General features: G+C 34.5%; 21 protein-coding genes. 14 read left to right on the forward strand and 7 right to left on the reverse strand.

What is annotated here, in order from left to right:
- Positions 1 to 108 precede the first annotated feature (108 nt).
- From ABEG11_RS12975 to ABEG11_RS13005, 7 genes are all read left to right on the forward strand, one after another.
- Positions 109 to 438, forward strand: coding sequence for a HesB/IscA family protein (locus ABEG11_RS12975; protein ID WP_115813073.1), 330 nt, complete (start codon positions 109 to 111; stop codon positions 436 to 438).
- Positions 439 to 528: 90 nt separating this feature from the next.
- Positions 529 to 1,977 carry a Fe-S cluster assembly protein SufB gene (sufB, locus tag ABEG11_RS12980; protein WP_348824596.1) on the forward strand — a complete coding sequence of 483 codons (1,449 nt, stop codon included), beginning with the start codon at positions 529 to 531 and terminating at the stop codon, positions 1,975 to 1,977.
- A gap of 41 nt (positions 1,978 to 2,018) precedes the next feature.
- The gene (locus ABEG11_RS12985) at positions 2,019 to 2,222 is read left to right on the forward strand and encodes a DUF2683 family protein (RefSeq protein ID WP_348824597.1); all 204 of its coding nucleotides are present in this window, start codon (positions 2,019 to 2,021) and stop codon (positions 2,220 to 2,222) included.
- A complete protein-coding gene (locus tag ABEG11_RS12990) occupies positions 2,213 to 2,485 on the forward strand; it encodes a Txe/YoeB family addiction module toxin (RefSeq protein WP_348824598.1) in 273 nt (90 codons plus the stop codon). The genes ABEG11_RS12985 and ABEG11_RS12990 overlap by 10 nt, the downstream gene beginning before the upstream one ends.
- Before the next feature lie 12 nt (positions 2,486 to 2,497).
- The gene (gene sufC, locus ABEG11_RS12995) at positions 2,498 to 3,244 is read left to right on the forward strand and encodes a Fe-S cluster assembly ATPase SufC (protein WP_348824599.1); all 747 of its coding nucleotides are present in this window, start codon (positions 2,498 to 2,500) and stop codon (positions 3,242 to 3,244) included.
- A 77-nt stretch (positions 3,245 to 3,321) separates the two neighbouring features.
- The gene (sufD, locus tag ABEG11_RS13000; protein ID WP_348824600.1) at positions 3,322 to 4,638 is read left to right on the forward strand and encodes a Fe-S cluster assembly protein SufD; all 1,317 of its coding nucleotides are present in this window, start codon (positions 3,322 to 3,324) and stop codon (positions 4,636 to 4,638) included.
- Positions 4,639 to 4,847: 209 nt separating this feature from the next.
- Complete coding sequence (locus ABEG11_RS13005; protein WP_348824601.1) at positions 4,848 to 5,447, forward strand: Uma2 family endonuclease; 600 nt, start codon at positions 4,848 to 4,850, stop codon at positions 5,445 to 5,447.
- A gap of 269 nt (positions 5,448 to 5,716) precedes the next feature.
- On the opposite strand, the gene ABEG11_RS13010 is transcribed toward ABEG11_RS13005, so the two are convergent.
- On the reverse strand, positions 5,717 to 7,069 hold the full coding sequence (locus ABEG11_RS13010; RefSeq protein ID WP_348824602.1) for a serine hydrolase domain-containing protein: 1,353 nt from the start codon (positions 7,067 to 7,069) through the stop codon (positions 5,717 to 5,719).
- A gap of 187 nt (positions 7,070 to 7,256) precedes the next feature.
- Here ABEG11_RS13010 and ABEG11_RS13015 point away from each other — a divergent pair, with 187 nt between their 5' ends.
- The 7 genes from ABEG11_RS13015 to ABEG11_RS13045 all read left to right on the forward strand — a co-directional run bounded on the left by ABEG11_RS13015 (position 7,257) and on the right by ABEG11_RS13045 (position 11,749).
- On the forward strand, positions 7,257 to 8,471 hold the full coding sequence (locus ABEG11_RS13015) for an aminotransferase class V-fold PLP-dependent enzyme (RefSeq protein ID WP_348824603.1): 1,215 nt from the start codon (positions 7,257 to 7,259) through the stop codon (positions 8,469 to 8,471).
- A 12-nt stretch (positions 8,472 to 8,483) separates the two neighbouring features.
- Complete coding sequence (locus ABEG11_RS13020) at positions 8,484 to 8,909, forward strand: hypothetical protein (RefSeq protein ID WP_348824604.1); 426 nt, start codon at positions 8,484 to 8,486, stop codon at positions 8,907 to 8,909.
- A gap of 3 nt (positions 8,910 to 8,912) precedes the next feature.
- Positions 8,913 to 9,335, forward strand: a complete 423-nt coding sequence (locus ABEG11_RS13025; RefSeq protein WP_348824605.1) for a SufE family protein — start codon at positions 8,913 to 8,915, stop codon at positions 9,333 to 9,335.
- A gap of 38 nt (positions 9,336 to 9,373) precedes the next feature.
- Positions 9,374 to 9,787, forward strand: coding sequence for a GxxExxY protein (locus ABEG11_RS13030; protein WP_348824606.1), 414 nt, complete (start codon positions 9,374 to 9,376; stop codon positions 9,785 to 9,787).
- Positions 9,788 to 9,832: 45 nt separating this feature from the next.
- A complete protein-coding gene (locus tag ABEG11_RS13035; protein WP_281636880.1) occupies positions 9,833 to 10,156 on the forward strand; it encodes an SUF system Fe-S cluster assembly protein in 324 nt (107 codons plus the stop codon).
- Between the two features lie 78 nt (positions 10,157 to 10,234).
- Positions 10,235 to 10,744, forward strand: a complete 510-nt coding sequence (locus ABEG11_RS13040) for a DUF2480 family protein (RefSeq protein ID WP_348824607.1) — start codon at positions 10,235 to 10,237, stop codon at positions 10,742 to 10,744.
- A gap of 78 nt (positions 10,745 to 10,822) precedes the next feature.
- Positions 10,823 to 11,749 (forward strand): DUF3078 domain-containing protein, encoded by a 927-nt coding sequence (locus tag ABEG11_RS13045; RefSeq protein ID WP_348824608.1) that lies wholly within the window; start codon positions 10,823 to 10,825, stop codon positions 11,747 to 11,749.
- Positions 11,750 to 11,795: 46 nt separating this feature from the next.
- Here the strand turns inward: ABEG11_RS13045 and hflX are convergent, their stop codons facing one another.
- From hflX to ABEG11_RS13075, 6 genes are all read right to left on the reverse strand, one after another.
- Complete coding sequence (gene hflX / locus ABEG11_RS13050; RefSeq protein ID WP_348824609.1) at positions 11,796 to 13,031, reverse strand: GTPase HflX; 1,236 nt, start codon at positions 13,029 to 13,031, stop codon at positions 11,796 to 11,798.
- A 151-nt stretch (positions 13,032 to 13,182) separates the two neighbouring features.
- Positions 13,183 to 13,947, reverse strand: a complete 765-nt coding sequence (locus ABEG11_RS13055) for a Bax inhibitor-1/YccA family protein (protein ID WP_348824610.1) — start codon at positions 13,945 to 13,947, stop codon at positions 13,183 to 13,185.
- 78 nt (positions 13,948 to 14,025) lie between these two features.
- Positions 14,026 to 15,453, reverse strand: a complete 1,428-nt coding sequence (locus tag ABEG11_RS13060) for a murein hydrolase activator EnvC family protein (protein ID WP_348824611.1) — start codon at positions 15,451 to 15,453, stop codon at positions 14,026 to 14,028.
- A gap of 106 nt (positions 15,454 to 15,559) precedes the next feature.
- Positions 15,560 to 16,786, reverse strand: coding sequence for a murein hydrolase activator EnvC family protein (locus ABEG11_RS13065; protein ID WP_348824612.1), 1,227 nt, complete (start codon positions 16,784 to 16,786; stop codon positions 15,560 to 15,562).
- 23 nt (positions 16,787 to 16,809) lie between these two features.
- On the reverse strand, positions 16,810 to 17,613 hold the full coding sequence (gene lolB1, locus ABEG11_RS13070; RefSeq protein ID WP_348824613.1) for a lipoprotein insertase outer membrane protein LolB1: 804 nt from the start codon (positions 17,611 to 17,613) through the stop codon (positions 16,810 to 16,812).
- Positions 17,613 to 18,965, reverse strand: coding sequence for a tetratricopeptide repeat protein (locus tag ABEG11_RS13075; RefSeq protein ID WP_348824614.1), 1,353 nt, complete (start codon positions 18,963 to 18,965; stop codon positions 17,613 to 17,615). The genes lolB1 and ABEG11_RS13075 overlap by 1 nt, the downstream gene beginning before the upstream one ends.
- Positions 18,966 to 19,049: the final 84 nt, after the last annotated feature.

The raw sequence follows: 19,049 nt of genomic DNA on the forward strand, positions 1-19,049 counted from the left end.
GTTAATTTAGACGAAATAAAGATTAGGAAATAAACAAGCTTACAGAAATTGTGCAGACTACAGAACTCACAATAAGTTATTTAATTCTAAAAAATAAAAAAAACTAAGATGATACAAGTTTCTGATACAGCCAAAAAGAAAATCATCGATTTGATGAAAGATGATGGTTACGATGCCGCAATAGACTACGTGAGAGTAGGTGTAAAAAGCGGCGGTTGCTCTGGTTTGTCATATGATTTGAAATTTGACAAAAACAAAGGCGAAGATGATAAAATATTTGAAGACAACGAAATAAAAATTGCAGTCGAAAAAAAATCGTTCCTTTATTTAGCAGGAACAATTTTAGAATTTTCTGGAGGATTAAATGGCAAGGGATTTGTCTTTAATAATCCAAATGCCAATAGAACCTGCGGTTGTGGAGAGAGTTTCTCACTATAAAAATGAAAAAAATATTTAAACCATTAAGAAATTAAGCTGATTAAGTTTTAGCAAATCTTAAATTTTTTAATGGTTTTAAAAAGTAAAAAAATGTCAAAATACACCGAAGACGATTTAAAAATCGAATTAGAGACCAAAGAATACGAGTACGGATTTTATACTGAATTAGAATCTGAAACTTTTCCTATTGGTTTAAACGAAGATATTGTTCGTGCCATTTCCCAAAAGAAAGGCGAACCGCAATGGATGACCGACTGGCGAATTGAAGCTTTTCGTGCATGGGAAGAAATGATTGAGCCGGAATGGGCAAATGTTAGTTATGTAAAGCCTGATTTCCAAGCCATTTCCTATTATTCTGCTCCAAAGAAAGCAGACCCGAATAAAACTCTTGATGATGTAGATCCGGAACTTTTGGAAATGTACAAAAAGCTGGGAATCTCTATTGATGAGCAGAAAAAAATGAACAATATCGCTATGGATATCGTGGTTGACTCCGTTTCGGTAGCAACTACATTCAAAGCAACATTGGCCGAAAAAGGAATTATCTTTATGAGTATTTCCGAGGCTATCAAAGAACATCCTGAATTAGTTCGTAAATATCTTGGTACAGTTGTTCCGCAAAAAGACAACTTTTATGCGGCCTTGAACTCAGCGGTTTTCTCAGATGGTTCTTTCTGTTATATTCCAAAAGGCGTTCGCTGTCCAATGGAACTATCCACTTATTTTAGAATCAATCAGGCTGGAACCGGACAATTTGAAAGAACTTTATTAGTTGCTGACGAAGGAAGTTATGTTTCTTACTTAGAAGGATGTACAGCGCCAACCCGCGACGAAAATCAATTGCACGCTGCCGTTGTAGAATTAATCGCGTTGGACGATGCCGAAATTAAATATTCAACCGTTCAAAACTGGTATCCTGGAAATAAAGAAGGTAAAGGCGGGGTTTTCAACTTTGTAACCAAAAGAGGATTCTGCGAAAAAAATGCAAAAATCTCTTGGACACAGGTAGAAACCGGATCAGCAATTACCTGGAAATATCCTTCTGTTATCTTAAAGGGAGATAACTCGATTGGAGAATTCTATTCCATTGCCGTTACCAATAATTTCCAACAAGCCGATACTGGAACCAAAATGATTCACTTGGGTAAAAACAGTAAATCAACTATTATTTCCAAAGGTATTTCGGCAGGAAAATCACAAAACAGTTATAGAGGTTTGGTTCAAATTGGAGCAAGAGCAGAAAACGCCAGAAACTTTTCGCAATGTGATTCATTACTGATGGGAAATAATTGCGGGGCACACACTTTCCCTTACATCGAAAGCAAAAATCCAACCGCAAAAGTAGAACACGAAGCCACCACAAGTAAAATTGGTGAAGACCAAGTTTTCTATTGCAACCAACGTGGAATCCCAACCGAAAAAGCGATTGCACTTATCGTAAATGGTTTCAGTAAAGACGTATTGAACAAATTGCCAATGGAGTTTGCTGTGGAAGCACAAAAATTATTGGAAATTTCATTAGAAGGTTCTGTGGGATAATTTTTTATAAATTTGAAAGAACAATATCAAATTCAATTCTTATGGACATCATTTTAAAAAACGTAAAGAAAAAAGATTTTCCCGTATTGAAATCATTGGCAAAATCATTAGGTTTTGAAATTGAGAAAGAAGAAAAGCCATACAATCCGGAATTTGTAAAAGAAATTTTGGAAGCAGAGCAAAGTATTAAAGATGGAAAAGGAGTCAGAATGACAATGGAAGAATTGAAAGAATTATGCAAATAGATTTTTCTGACAAGGCAAAAAAAGATTTAGAGTTTTGGATAAAATCAGGTAACAAAAGAATAATTAATAAAATATATTCTTTAATTGAAAATATTCAGCTACATCCATTTGAAGGATTAGGAAAACCAGAGCAATTAAAGCATCAACTGACAGGAAGATGGTCAAGAAGAATAAATCAGGAACATCGAATAATTTATAGAGTTACTGAAGAAGAAACAATAGAAATTTTAAATATTTTGTCTTTGAAAGGGCATTACGAATAAACAAAAAGAACAATGTTATCAATAAAAAATTTACACGCCTCGATAGGTGACAAAGAAATATTAAAAGGAATAAACCTTGAAGTAAAAGCAGGAGAAGTCCATGCGATAATGGGGCCAAACGGTGCCGGAAAAAGTACCCTTTCGGCTGTTGTTGCCGGAAACGAAAATTATGAAGTAACCGACGGCGAAATTATTTTGGACGGCGAGGATCTTGGTGATCTTGCTCCTGAAGAAAGAGCTCACAAAGGTGTCTTCCTTTCGTTCCAATATCCTGTTGAAATCCCTGGAGTTTCGGTAACCAACTTCATGAGATCGGCAATCAACGAAACCCGTAAAGCAAAAGGTCTGGAAGAAATGCCGGCCAATGAAATGCTGAAAGTTATCCGTGAAAAATCAGAATTGTTGGAAATCGACAGAAAGTTTCTTTCCCGTTCCCTTAACGAAGGTTTCTCTGGTGGTGAGAAAAAAAGAAATGAAATTTTTCAAATGGCAATGCTTGATCCAAAACTAGCTATTCTTGACGAAACTGATTCTGGTCTTGATATCGATGCTTTACGAATTGTTGCCAATGGTGTAAATAAATTGAAAAGCGACAAAAACGCTGTCATTGTAATTACGCACTACCAAAGACTTTTGGATTATATCGTTCCTGATTTTGTTCACGTTCTTCACAACGGAAAAATAGTAAAATCAGGCGGAGCTGAATTGGCACACGAGCTTGAAGAAAAAGGATACGACTGGATTAAAGGGGACAACTAAAATTTGTTTATAGTTTATCGTTTGTTGTTCATAGTTGGACAGTAAACAAAAAACCATAAACCATAAACATTATAAAAATGGAATTAAAAGAAAAATTACTATCGTCTTTTATGGCTTTTGAGGAGCGTGTTGATGTTCATTCCGAACTGCATGATGTACGTACGGCAGCCATAAAAAACTTCGAAAATAAAGGGTTTCCAACCAAAAAAGAAGAAAGCTGGAAATACACTTCGCTAAGCACCATTCTGAAAAATGACTTCAGCGTTTTCCCAAAAACAGAAAGCACCATTCAATACAGCGATGTAAAAAAATACTTTCTGCACGAAATAGATACCTATAAAGTTGTATTTATTGACGGCGTTTTCAGTTCGCATTTGTCTTCAACCACACATGACGGAATTGATGTCTGTCTAATGTCGTCGGCTTTGAACAAGCCAAAATACAAAATGGTTATTGACTCATACTTTAACCAAATTGCCAATAAAGAAGAAACTTTGACTTCCCTGAATACGGCTTTCGCCAATGAAGGAGCTTACATCAATATCCCAAAAAGCAAAGTTGCCGACAAACCTATTGAAATCATGTATTTCTCTACCGGAAGTGAAACTGCTCTTTTGGTTCAGCCGAGAAACTTGGTTATCGTTGGAGAAAATTCACATGTCCAAATCATAGAACGTCATCAAAGCCTGAACGAAAATCCGGTTTTGACCAATTCGGTTACTGAGATTTTTGCACAAAAAAGAGCTATTGTGGATTATTACAAAATCCAAAATGACAATTTGGAGGCGAATTTAATTGACAACACTTACGTTTCTCAAAAACAGGAAAGTCACGTTTCGGTACATACTTTCTCTTTTGGCGGAAACCTAACCAGAAACAATTTGAACTTTTACCATTTTGGCGAAAGATTGACAAGTACTTTAAACGGAATCACAATTATTGGTGACAAACAGCACGTTGACCATTATACGCTGGTTAACCATGCTTCTCCAAACTGTGAAAGCTTTCAGGATTACAAAGGTATTTTCACCGACCGTTCTACAGGAGTTTTCAACGGAAAAGTATATGTAGAAAGAGAAGCACAAAAAACAAACGCTTTCCAAAAAAGCAACAATATTGTTTTGAGCGACAAAGCAACCATTAATGCAAAACCGCAATTGGAAATTTTTGCCGATGATGTAAAATGTTCTCACGGATGTACGGTTGGACAATTGGACGAAACTGCTATGTTCTATATGCAACAGCGTGGGATTCCAAAGAAAGAAGCCAAAGCATTATTGATGTACGCTTTCTCAAATGCTGTCATCGAAAACATCAAAATACCAGAATTGAAACAACGAATCACCAAAATTATCGCTAATAAATTGGGCGTGAAAATTGGATTTGATTTGTAACAATTTATAATGTGCCTAATCCTGCTGTTCATTACAAGCTTTTTGGCACTGTTGCATTTTTCTAAAAACAAAAAAGGAGCTTCCGCTGGTCGCTCTTTTTTGTTTAGAAAAATTGCACCATTACTGCAAAAGGCTTTCCATTTCCATCAGGGGCAAAACACACATCGATTAAAAAAATGAGTATCTTTGAATATTAAATTCAATCGCCGATGGCAACTATCATAACCGACATAAATGATTTAGACCTAAGTAAATCATACACTTACGCCGATTATCTTACTTGGAATTTTCAAGAAAGACTGGAGATTCTGAAAGGTAAAGTTTTCAAGATGAGTCCTGCACCAAGCAGAAAACATCAGGAGATTTCAGCAAAAATATTTCGAAAATTTGATCGTTATTTTGAAAACAAATTATGTAATATTTATTATGCTCCTTTTGATGTTCGTTTAAAAAATTTTAAAAAAAGCACTTCAGACAAAGAAATTACAACTGTTATCCAACCTGACATTTGCGTGATTTGTGATAAAGAAAAATTAGACGACAGAGGATGTATTGGAGCTCCCGATTTAATTATTGAAATCCTTTCTCCTGGAAATTCAAAAAAAGAAATGGACATCAAATTTGATTTATATGAAGAGAACGCTGTTAAAGAATATTGGATAGTAGAGCCTTTTCAAAAATCAATATTAATTTATACACTGCAAAATAACAAATACATTGGACTAAAACCTATCGCTGAAGAAGGATGGGTACATAGTCCACTGTTCCCTGAACTGACTTTCAATGTGGAAGAAATTTTTAGGGATTAAGTTTATTGGAAAATTAATCTTTTATCATGTTTTTTCAGTATAAAAAAACCTTTCAATATTCAATATTCTGAAAAGTTTTTAATTTATACTAACTCTTTATTAGAGCGTAAATAAAAAGAACAAATCCAAGGAACGACAATCCAAATCCTAAATTTAGGCAAATTGAATTGTAAGGATGTCTAATTATTGTTGACCAAGCCATCCCGTTTAAAACAAAACCTATAATACATAAGAATATTGAAATCAGTATTTTATTATTTTGTTTCATACTATTTTATTTTTTCCACACTCCCCACAATCCCCTTCAACAACCCATTAAAATCAAACTTGGCATCACCCGTCAACCCCAATCTCACAATTACCAAATCACGTGACGGAATAATAAATACCTTTTGCCCGTTAAAACCATTACAGGAATACATATCTCTTGGAGCATCTGGATAAAATCCATCGGCGTTGAGCCAAAAGTGCGCTCCGTATTTACCTTTTGAAGTGTTTGTAGGAGTCGAAACATACTTTGCCCAACTGGCATTAAATAACTGTTCTCCGTTCCAATTGCCTTTGTGTAAATACAATAATCCTAATTTGGACCAATCTCGCGTGGTTGCCCAAGCATAAGACGAACCTACATAATTTCCAGCCATATCGGTTTCAACCAACATCGAGTGCATTCCGATTTTATCAATCAATGCCGAGTACCAGAAATCCAGATATTCCTGATGCGTTTTGAACTGCTTCCGCAAAATACCCGAAAGCAAATTAGTAGTTCCCGAAGAATAATTCCAATGGGTATTGGGTGTAAAAATGGCTGGTTTCAGGACTTGCACTTTTGACATATCTTCGGCTTGGAAAAGCATTTGCGTAGCGTCACATATTTTATCATAAGCTTCCTCCCACTCCAAACCGGAATTCATATGCAATAAATCATTGGTTGTAATGTTTTTTCGACTGTCGTTCTGCCATTCGGGTATTGGAGCCGGTTTGTAAATATCAAATCGTCCTTGTTTTTGAAGGATTCCAAACAGCGTACCTGTAATACTTTTGGTCATAGACCAGCCCAAAAGGACACTGTTTTTATTAAACCCAACAGCGTATTTCTCGGCAATGATTTTGTCCTTGTAAATAACCAAAACGGAACGTGTTCTTCTAGCATCTTCGGCATCGGCATCAAAGGCATTGGCGACAGCCTGATTCAATTTGGCATAATCAATATTGGAAAAAACCGTGTCTTTAGGTTCTGCACTTCCATACGGAAAAGGAAGATTATTTTTAGATTCCGCTCTTTTTGGAATTTCGTACGGCTTGATAATATCAAAATTGTCATTGATTAATGTTGCTCCTAATCCAGTTCTATAAATTGCTTTTCGCTTTTTTAAACCAAAAACGGTAGCCGTCGCAAATTTTCCTGATTCATTTATTTTATTGGAAGCCCAACGGATAACGTCAAAATCATTATCACTTTTCTCAATGTTTTCCAGTGACCGATTGGCTATGAAATGACAGCTTGCAACGCTTTTGGCCGAAAATCCTGAAATTAATTCCAGCCTACGGTAAGTTGTAATGCTAAAATAAATCAAAAACAAAAGAACCAAAGAGACGATTATTTTTAAATATTTTTTCATAACTGGAGATATTTATCCTAATTTAATAAAAAAAGGAACACAAAAATAAAGACTGATAAATTCTGTTGGATTTTTCATCAATAACAATATTTTCTTCCAAAAACGATTTCACAATTATTCCTTATTGTTCCTAGAAAACTAAATCAATTGTGTTACTTTTGTATTTAGAAAAAATCTAAATAAAACAATGTTAGATATTCAAAAAATAAGAGCCGACTTTCCTATTCTTTCTGAAAAAGTAAATGGGAAACCACTAGTATATTTCGATAACGGAGCCACTTCGCAAAAACCGCAAGTGGTTATCGATGCGATTGCAAAGTATTATCAGGAAATCAATGCCAATATTCATAGAGGCGTTCATACATTGAGCCAATTGGCGACGGATGCTTATGAAGTTTCACGCGGAAAAGTGCAAAATCATATTAATGCCAAATATGCCCACGAAGTGCTTTTTACTTCGGGAACTACTTTTGGGATCAACTTGGTCGCTAATGGATTTGCTTCGATTCTAAAATCGGGGGATGAAGTGATTGTTTCTTCATTGGAGCACCACAGCAATATTGTACCTTGGCAGATGCTCTGCGAAAAAACCGGAGCGACACTCAAAGTAATTCCGATGGATGAAAACGGCGAATTGATAATGGCCGAATACGATAAATTGCTTTCTGACAAAACCAAAATCGTTACTGTAAATCATATTTCGAATGCATTGGGAATCATCAATCCTATCAAGTATATGATTGACAAAGCACACGAAGTTGGTTCTGCCATTTTGATTGACGGAGCTCAGGCTGTACCGCACTTAAAACCGGATGTTCAGGCTTTGGACTGTGATTTTTATGCTTTTTCAGGACATAAAATGTGTGGCCCAACGGGAACTGGAGTTTTATACGGAAAAGAAGAATGGCTGAATAAACTGCCTCCTTACCAAGGCGGTGGTGAAATGATCAAAGAAGTGACTTTCGAAAAAACAACCTATGCCGATCTGCCACATAAATTTGAAGCTGGTACACCGCATATTGCAGGCGGAATCGTTCTAGGAACTGCGATTGATTATATGAATGAAATTGGTTTTGAAAACATTCAGAAGCAGGAATTGGAATTGCTGGAATATGCTACAAAACGATTATCAGAAATTGAGGGTATTAGAATTTATGGTACTTCAGAAAACAAAACTTCGGTAATCTCGTTTAATATTGACGGTATTCATCCGTATGACATTGGAACTATCATAGACAAACTGGGAATAGCGGTAAGAACAGGCCATCATTGTGCCCAGCCTATTATGAATTTCTTCTGTATTCCTGGAACAATAAGAGCTTCGTTTTCTTTTTATAATACCAAAGAAGAAATTGACGCATTGGTCGAAGCCGTGAAAAAAGCGCAAATGATGCTGTCATAAATTCAGAAAATTATGAAAATCATCACACTCTTGTTTTTGACGATAATCCTTGGAAACAATTGCCAAGGTCAAAAAAATGTAGATTTGGCTTCCGCCAAAGTTGAATACACCGCCAATTCAAGAGGTTTGTATAATAACATTGCTGTAGAAAACAAAACAGTTTCCGTGATGAAAACAAGAGACGGAAAACCTGTTTCAAATTCCCTGACAGATGCACAATGGAATGCTTTGATAAAAGAATTTCAAAAAGTGAATCTGGAGGAAATTCCAAATTTAAAAGCCCCCACACAGAAACGTTTTCATGATGGAGCAGCAATGGCAAATTTAAAAGTAACCTACAAAGGAAAAACCTATGAAAGCCAGACTTTCGATAATGGATTTCCGCCTGAGAAAATAAAGAATTTAGTAAACACTATACTATCCTTTTCAAAAGAATAAGTAATGACAATAAAAGAAGTACAAAACGATATCATAGATGAATTCTCAATGTTTGACGACTGGATGCAGCGTTATGAATACATCATTGAATTAGGGAAAAATCTTCCGTTAATCAAGGAGGAATTAAAAACAGACGAAAATCTGATTAAAGGATGTCAATCCAAAGTTTGGCTTCAAGGTGAGCAAAAAGAGGACAAAATTGTCTTTACTGCTGACAGCGATGCTATTTTAACCAAAGGAATAATCGCTATTTTAATCAGAGCTTTTTCAAACCAAAAAGCAATTGACATATTAAACGCCGATACCGATTTTATTGACGAGATCGGTTTGAAAGAGCATCTTTCGCCAACACGCGCCAATGGATTGGTTTCGATGATAAAAAATATTAAAATGTATGCTTTGGCATTTGATGCTAAAAAAGAATAATTTTAACATATAAGTCATATAAGTTAATTTAATAAAATATGATTATAACCAGAAGTTCTCTAAAAAATTTAGTGTATCAGGTAAATGGAGCAGCGATTGAAGTTCATAAAAATTTAGGAGCAGGTCTTTTGGAAAACATTTATCATCAATGCCTCAAAAAAGAATTGGAATTAAGAAGAATAAGTTTTTCGTCTGAACTTCAAATTCCGCTAATTTATAAAGGGCATGAATTAGAATCGAAACTCCGATGTGATTTAGTTATAGAAAATACTCTCGTAGTAGAATTAAAATCGGTAACGGAAATAAATCCTATTTTTGAAGCACAATTACTTACTTATATGAACTTGTTAAAAGCTCCGATGGGTTTATTAATTAATTTTAATGTAAAAAACATTTACTATGAAGGTCAAAAAACTTTGGTAAATGAATATTATAGAATGCTAGAAGATTAGAAAAACCTTATATGACTTATATGGTTTAAACAAAAACAAAAAATTATGGAACAAGAAATAAACACCGAAGACTTAGGAGAATCAATCGTAAAAAAATTAAAAACTATTTACGATCCTGAAATTCCAGTAGATATTTACGAATTGGGATTGATATATGACGTTATGGTCAATACTGATTATGAAGTAAAAATATTAATGACGCTTACTTCCCCAAACTGTCCTGTCGCGGAGAGTTTACCAAGAGAAGTTGAGGAAAAAATAAAATCAATCGAGCATATAAAAGATGCCGAAGTGGAAATCACTTTTGATCCGCCTTGGAGCAAAGATCTGATGAGCGAAGAAGCAAAATTAGAATTGGGAATGCTTTAATCAGTTAATGGGTTTGTTGTTTATAGTTTATGGTTCGAAAACAACAAACTATAAACAACAAACCATAAACTTTTTATAATGGAAGAAATAATCAATAAAGTAGCAAACAGTGTTCTGGAAGTTTTTGATCTTGAAGACTATTATCCGGCAGGAAATCGTGTGCAGATAGATATTTCACAATGGCTTATTGATGGTTTTTTGTTAAAGGAAAAAGATTTCAGGGAACAGCTTAATAATCAGGATTGGTCGCAATACCAAGATCAATATGTAGCCGTTTCATGCAGTACTGATGCCATTCTTCCCAAGTGGGCAATAATTTTGCTCACGATGCATTTGGCACCTTATGCCAAGAAAATCATCAAAGGTTCTGTGGAAGATTTAGACGCAGCAATGTACGCAGAGCTGCTTCCAAAAATAGATTACAGCGTTTATAAAGATAAACCAGTTATCATAAAAGGCTGTTCGAGAAAACCAGTTCCCATGCAGGCTTATGTTTTGGCATCACAATATCTCCAGCCTTATGCCAGAAGCATCATGTATGGCGAGGCATGTTCGGCTGTTCCATTATACAAAGCTCCAAAAAAATAAATATCATTTATTGATTACCGTTTTCAATGCATTATCTATTTTGCTATATTTATTTGTATTAAAGCTAATACTCTTACGATGAAAAAAAATATTCTGCTGATTCTGCTGTCTTTCACGGTAATACTTCATGCACAGACTTCAGAAAAAGAAGTTATAAAAAAAACTGAAGAAGCTGCTAAAACTATTGATGATACAATCAAAAAAGGATGGGTATCAAACGGCAAAATTACATTTCTATTGAACCAGGCCAGCTTCAACAACTGGATAGCTGGCGGTGAAAACAGCTTTTCTGGAAACCTTGGTGTCGATTATAAAATTGATTACAAAAAAGGTTCCTTTTCATGGGAAAATAGAATATTGGCTTCTTACGGATTGCTTCAAACACAGAACTCCAGTTTTGAAAAGAAAACTGATGATCAGCTCGAAATCAATTCAATAGTTGCCAAAAAAACAGAAGGTTATTGGTATTATTCCTTTCTAGTCAATTTTAGAACGCAGTTTACAAAAGGGTATCTTTACACTAAAGATGAAAACGGTGCAGAAATAAGAGAAGAAAACACCAACTTCATGTCTCCAGGCTATCTGCTTTTTGGTCCAGGTATTTATTGGAAAAAAACCGAAAATCTCAAAGTCAATTTTGCTCCATTAACTTCAAAATTCACTTTTGTAGACAGTTTTTACACCTCTGTTCCAGGCTATATTGATGGAACTTATTTTGGTGTCGATGCCAATAAAAGTGTGTTGTATCAATTGGGTTTTAATGCCACTGCGTATTATAAATTCCAAATTATGGAAAATGTAACAGCCGAAAATCTATTGAATTTATATTCTAATTATTTGAAGGATCCCCAAAATATCGACATTAATTACAACCTGATGATTATAATGAAAATCAACAAAATCCTGTCGGCAAATTTAAATTTCCAAGCCATTTATGATGATGATGCTTTTTCGGGATTTCAAACCAAAGAAGTATTTGGTGTTGGGCTGAATTATAATTTTTAGAACAAAATAAAAGACCTTTTAGCAAATCACTAAAAGGTCTTTGTGTTTATTCGGGTTCTTCTTCTTTCTCGACAGCATCTTTATAATCGGGGTATAAAAACTTATTGTATGGAAAACGGGTAATGTGTATTTTCCGGACTGCTTCGTAAATACATTTCCTGAACTCTTCAAAATTTTCTTTTTGGGAAGCCGAAATAAATAAGGCATTTTGTCCTCCTAAACGATGCATCCAAGTCTGCTTCCATTCATCTAATGTAAAATGTCTTGGGGTTTTCTCGGTCATTAAATCATCTTCGTCAATGGTCAAATGCTTGTAGGCGTCGATTTTATTGAAAACCATAATAACTGGTTTGTCATGAGCTTTAATATCCTGCAAAATCTGATTTACCGATGCAATATGATCTTCAAACTCGGGATGCGAAATGTCTACAACATGCAATAAAAGATCAGCCTCGCGGACTTCATCCAAAGTACTTTTGAATGAATCTACCAATTGAGTAGGCAATTTTCGGATAAACCCAACCGTATCCGATAATAAAAATGGCAGGTTTTTAATAACTACTTTTCGGACAGTTGTATCTAATGTTGCAAAAAGCTTATTTTCTACAAAAACATCACTCTTTCCAATAGCATTCATCAAAGTCGATTTTCCAACATTGGTATATCCAACTAAAGCCACACGAACCATTGCACCGCGATTGCTGCGCTGCACTCCCATCTGCTTATCAATGGTTTTAATTTTTTCTTTCAATAATGATATACGATCACGTACAATACGTCTATCGGTTTCAATCTCCGTTTCACCGGGTCCGCGCATACCAATACCCCCTTTTTGACGTTCCAAGTGCGTCCACATTCCAGAAAGCCTTGGAAGCAAATATTGGCATTGTGCTAGTTCCACCTGTGTTCTTGCATATGAGGTTTCGGCTCTTTGAGCAAAAATATCAAGGATCAGATTGGTTCTGTCTAATATTTTACAATCTATAATTTTGGAAATATTCTTTTGCTGTGAAGGCGATAATTCGTCATCAAAAATCAAAGTCGATATGCTGTTCTCTTTTACAAAAAGACAAATTTCCTCCAATTTTCCTGTTCCTACAAAAGTCTTTGGATTGGGTCGCTCCATTTTTTGCGAAAAGCGCTTAATCACTTCTCCTCCAGCGGTAAACGTCAAAAACTCTAATTCATCAAGATATTCATTGAGTTTTTCTTCACTTTGATTTTGAGTAACAATACCAACAATGGCTGTCTTTTCAAAATTTATTATTTCTTTTTCTAACATATATCTAAATAAGAATGCAAATTTAATGATTTGATGGCTATAATCCTTTTATAGTATTATAAAATACTGAGGAAAACAGTCAGCAGATTTTTTAATTCAAAAAAAATGCCTTTCGTTTCGGAAAGGCATTTTTATAAAATATTTTTTAATTCTATTTTTTAGATAGTTTTGATAGCAATCTCAAGAACTCGATATACAGCCAGACTAGCGTTATCATCAATCCCATTGCGCCGTACCATTCCATGTATTTTGGCATTCTTTGCTGTACTCCTTTCTCTATCATATCAAAATCCAAAAATAGGTTCATAGCCGCAATTACAATCACAAATACACTGATACCGATACTCATCATAGAATTTCCATAATGTACTGGAGTAAAACTTGTAAATAAAGAAAACAGCCAAGAAACTAAATAATAGGTAGCAATTGCTAATGTAGCAGCGATTACAATAGACTTGAATTGCTCCGTTACCTTGACGATTTTATATTTATACAATCCGAGGCATACGGCAAAAGTAACAAAAGTTGCTCCCACAGCCTGAGTGACTATTCCAGGATACATCGCTTCGAAAATAACAGATATTCCGCCAATAAAAAGCCCTTCAAAAAGAGCATAGCCAGGAGCCAAATAAGGTGAATATTCCGGCTTGAATGATGCTATCAGAACCAAAATCAATCCTACAACCGCACCTCCGATTATTGGAACTATGGGATTCAATATTTCATTAGAAGTTGTCCACCAGATTACAGTTGCTGAAGCAATTAATAACAAAAATAGAATTAAACTTCTATTGATTGTTCCAGACAGAGTCATGTCTTGATTGTCGTTTACAGTAATCGCATTAAACGAATCATTATTTCTAGAAACAGCCGTTGAAAATGTTTTGTTATTTAAAAAGGGGTTATTCGAATTCATAATTTTCTAGTTTAAATTTTATCAAATATAATTTATAATCCTGATATGATGATTTAATTATTTATTAATTTTTTTCTGCTATTTATTAGCAAGCCACGACCTTGGATTGGCATATGTAGTATTTTGTGTTATTGCAAATTTTAATATTGTTTTGCCCTCACCGTTAGTTTTGATTCGGCCTAGGCTCTGTTTTATACTCACTTTGTCGCCTTTGCTTACATTTACCGAAGTCAGGTTTTGATATATTGTAAAAAAGTCTCCATGCTGCAGCATTACCAATTTATTCACTGGCGAAATAATAATAACACTCCAAACGACTCCGTCAAAAACTGCCCTCGCATTGGAACCTGAATCGGTAGTAAATTCCAGACCGCTATTATGAACTTGCAATTCTTTGTAAACCGGATGTGCCTGATCGCCAAAACCCATAGAAATATATCCTCTCTCAACTGGCCAAGGCAATTTTCCCTTATTAGCCTTAAAACTGTCCGAATCTACTTTCCCATCAGATGTTAAAGTTATTTTTGTACTCGAAACTGCCACTGGTGCAGCCGCAGGATCTGCTTTTGCGATAGCTTTTTCAACCTCTTTTGGAACTGGAATTGGTTTAGGTGCTGGCTTAGAATTAGCCTTTGCTTTTGCTGCGGCTAATGCATTTGCTTTTTCAATTTCTCTTTTCTTTTCAAGCGCCTTGGCTCTCGCCAATGCATTTGCTTTGGCTATGGCATCGGCTTTGGCTTTTTCTCTTGCAGCCTTTTCGAGCGCCGCTTTTCTATTGGCTTCGGCTATTGCTGCTCGAATTAATTTATCGATCTTTTTATCGATCAATCTAGACTCTTGCTGTCTTTTCTTGATCTCCGCAATAATTTTGGTTTTATCTTTCTTTAACGAAGCTACAAGCTTTTCCTGTTCTTGTTTTTCTTTTTCTAATGACTGTCTTTCTTTATCATTCTCGGCGATAAGCTTTTCTTTATCGCTTTTTTGAACATCCAATTTTGCATTAAAAATATATAATGTATTCGTTTTAGATTTTATTTCCTCTCCCTGCATTCTCCTATAATTCGCATACTGTTTCATATACTGCGCTCTTTTATAAGCCTGCAGAAAACTCTCTGAAGATAGCAGAAACATCGCACGGCTTTCCTCTGAACGGCTTTTGTAAGATTGGATAATCATCTTGGCATAATCAGCCTTTAGTAATTCCAGCTCTTTTTCTAATTTATTTATCTGAGCTTGATTTTTAGAAATTGAATTTCCAAGGAGTGTTTTTTGTTTTTCGGTGGTGGCAATTAATTCTTCTTTAAGCTTGATTTTATTGCTTTGCAAAACAATAGCTTTGGCTGCTGTTTTTTCTTTCTTTTTTACCGTTTGAAGTTTTGTTTCGTTTTCTTTAATTTCTTGCTGGATTTTAATTTTACGCTCTTCTAATTTTTTTTGTTGATTGTCTTGGCCCCAAACCAAAGCTGTTGTCACTAGAAAAATAAAACTTAGAAAATATTTTAACATCGCAAATTATATATTATGCAAACTTAATGAATGATTTTTATTAAAAAGCTGCACCGTTTCATTTTTGAAAAATAAAAAGTGCAGCATATAATTCTTTTGGAGTTGCCTACATTCTATATAACCAGTATGCAGGATTATTATAAGTAGTGTTTTGTGAAATAGTAAACTTCAAGACCGTTTTGCCTTCTCCATTTGTTCTGATTTTCCCTATGTTCTGCTTGATAGATACTTTATCTCCCTTGGAAACAAAAACAGAACTTAGATTTTGATAAACAGTAAAATAATCTCCATGCTGGATCATTACTGCCTTGTTTACAGGAGACAATACAATAACACTTGTAACTTCGCCTCCAAAAACGGCTCTCGCATTTGCGCCTTGTTCTGTGGTAATCTCTACACCGCTGTTGTGAACTACAAGACTAGGATAAACTGGATGTGGCTGGCTGCCATAACCCAACGATACAAAACCTTTTTCAACCGGCCAAGGCAGCTGTCCTTTGCTGGCTCTAAAATTATCTGCTAATATTTTGCCTTCAGCTGTCAATACAATTCTAGACGAAGTGTAGCCAGCTCCTCCGGGATTTTCACTTGCCGCTTTTCTATTCGCCTCGGCAATGGCTTCACGAATTAAGCGGTCTATCTGACGGTCAATGGCTTTAGATTCACTTTGTTTCCTTTTGATCTCGGCGGTGATTTTTTTCTTGTCTTTTTTGATCGAATTTACCAATTTCAATTGTTCTCTTTTTTCTTTTTCCAGAGACAATTTCTCTTTGGTATTTTCGGCTAATAATTTCTTTTTGGCGATTTTTTGAATATTCAGTTTTTCATTAAACTCTAAAAGCTGATTTGATTTCGATTTAATTTCTTCGCCTTGCATTTTTCTAAATCCAGTATATTGTTTCATATACTGTGCTCTTTTATAGGCTTGCAAAAAATTTTCTGATGAAAGTAAAAACATTGCTCGGCTTTGTTCGCTTCTGCTCTTATAGGATTTAACAATCATTTTAGCATAATCTTCTTTCAATACAACCAGCTCCCTGTTTAATTTATTCATTTTTAACTGATTGATATACATGTCATTATTGAGTATTTTGGTCTGCTTCTCAGTCGTATAAATCAGTTTTTCTTTGAGCCTGATTTTATTGTTTTGCAAAATGATCACATTTACAGCAGATTTTTCTTTACTCTTGACTGTTCGTAACATCTTTTCATTATCCAGAATTTCTTGTTGAATTTCGGCTTTACGTTTTTCTAATCTTTCTTGTTGCGACTCTTGGCCCCAGATTATTGAGGTCGTGCATAAAAAAAATAGTCCTAAGAGAAATTTTTGCATTTTACAATTATATTGGTTCAAATTTACTTAATTAAAATTCTTTTATAGTCATTTGGCACACTATAAGGAAAATTAAGTTCTTCGTTTATCGTTATATTGTTATATTCTAAATTAATTTCGGTTTTACCTTTCTCCTGTTCTGCAGTAATGGCAATTTCTTTTGGCAACGGAGATTCATTATATTTTTTATAATCCGAATACAAAACTTCTATTTTTCTATTTTCTGATGATTGTGAAATCTCCTGCTTATTCAGCAAAAATGAATCCTTATCAAAAAAGAAAAACTTTTGTGTACTGCTTTTTGAAAGATCTTCCAATCTATACGACTGATCAACTAATGAATCTTGATATTTCCCTTTTGATAAATCATCTATGGGCTGTCCAATCAGCATATTTTGAACTTTGTTAAAATTCAAATCAGTTCCAAGCCATTTGCTTAATGTACTAAAGTCTCCTTCAAAATAAGTGCCGTTTAATTTCTCATAATAGCTTACTGATGCTGGTGTTATCAACGCTTTGGCCATAGTAATTCCCAGAAAACGAATGCTTACCAAAATCTGTTCGTCTTTTTTAATCTTAATCTCAGCAGTTAAATTCTGAGACTGTTTAGCATCATTATATTTTACATTGGATTTTATGTATAATGTAGTAAAATCACTTTTTATTGCATAATGATTTTTTAAGATCCATTCAGCGGATATGCTTTTCGAATCTTCTTTTTTACTTGCTTCCACAACTTTTCCCTTCGCTTTACAAGACACTAATAAAAGTGAACTGCCACCACAAATCATACAAACAAAAAGTAGTCTTATTATAAATCGATTCATTATTTTTTCTCCTTTAATAATTGATTGGCTTTGTTAAAATATAATTCTTTCTTGGCAGCATTGCCTAATCCGCTATAGGCTTCACCAAGCTGTATGTTGAAATTGATTTCCAAATCTTTATTTTCAACTACATAATCAAGTCCCATTTCAAGAATCTCTTTGGCTTTGGCAAACAATTGCAATTGATTGTATGCCAGTCCAGCATAAAAATAAAACTGCGGTTCTGCAGGATAAGTCTCTATCATCGCCGTTGCTTTTTTGCCAACAGGCTCAAATTGCTTGAGTTCGATATTGGCTTGAAGCCAAAGTAAAATAGTTTCTACATCCAATTCAAGGCTGTTTTTCTCCGACATTTCATAATATTTGACAGCTTTGTCCCATTGCTTTTTATTGTAATAAAATTTGCCTACTTCCTTGGCAACATTTACTTGTTTGTCATTTTTAAAATAATCAATAGCCTTGTCTAAATCTGGTAAAAACTGAGGATTTGCAGTAGCAAAAATCAAAAATTCGTTAAAAATCCTATGCTTTATTCTGGAATCAATCTTAGCGCTTGATAAAACCATATTCATAGATTTTACAGCACTCGCACCATCATTTTTCTCGATATAATTTTTGAATAAACTTACCTGTGCCCAAACCGATTCGGGTATTTCTTTTTCTAATTTTTTGGCAACTTCTTGGGCTTTATCTTCTTCACTATTGTTATAATATAAAAAAATCAACGCTATATAGCTGGATTCATCTTTTGGATTTTTTTCAATACGTTCTTTTAAATTGCCAGCTTCAGTATTTTGAAATTTGCCTTCCGATAAGATTTCCATTTTATACATTTCTCTTCTTTCGGTTTTCCCTACCTTCTCATTCAGTTCATTGATTCCTGCCAATGCCTTTTCATACTGCTTAGTTACCATATATAACGAAACCAGATCCTCCTTGTATTCTGCATCAAAAGGGATTATTTTATTGACAACTGCTATCGCCTGGTTAAAATCTTTAGTTTCATAACATACATCATACATTCCTACCCAAAACCATTTATTGCTGGGATCAATCTGGGTAGCATGTTCATATGAAGCATAAGCATTTTTATAATCTTTAGAAGCCAGATAATTTTTCCCCATTTCGAAATAAATGGTTGCATCATTTGGTTTCAGTTTTAGGCATTGCTCCAGTGCAACCAATGATTTATCGTAATTTTCAATACTTTTTTGAAAAATGGATTCATAGAAAAAATCCTGGAATTTATCCGATTCGACTTTAATTTCTTCTGGTTCTGTTTGTGCCAATACCGTTATTGTATTGCAAAGCAAAATAGAAAAAGCGAATATATAAGGCCATTTTTTTTTCATCGGAAAGAAATGTTTAAAAACAAAATCCTGTTTGTTTTTTACACAAATGCAAAATAAATTAAAAAAACAACAAAGCAGCATAAT

Origin of the sequence: Flavobacterium aestuarii (assembly GCF_040049115.1) — a bacterium.
Classification (GTDB): domain Bacteria; phylum Bacteroidota; class Bacteroidia; order Flavobacteriales; family Flavobacteriaceae; genus Flavobacterium; species Flavobacterium aestuarii.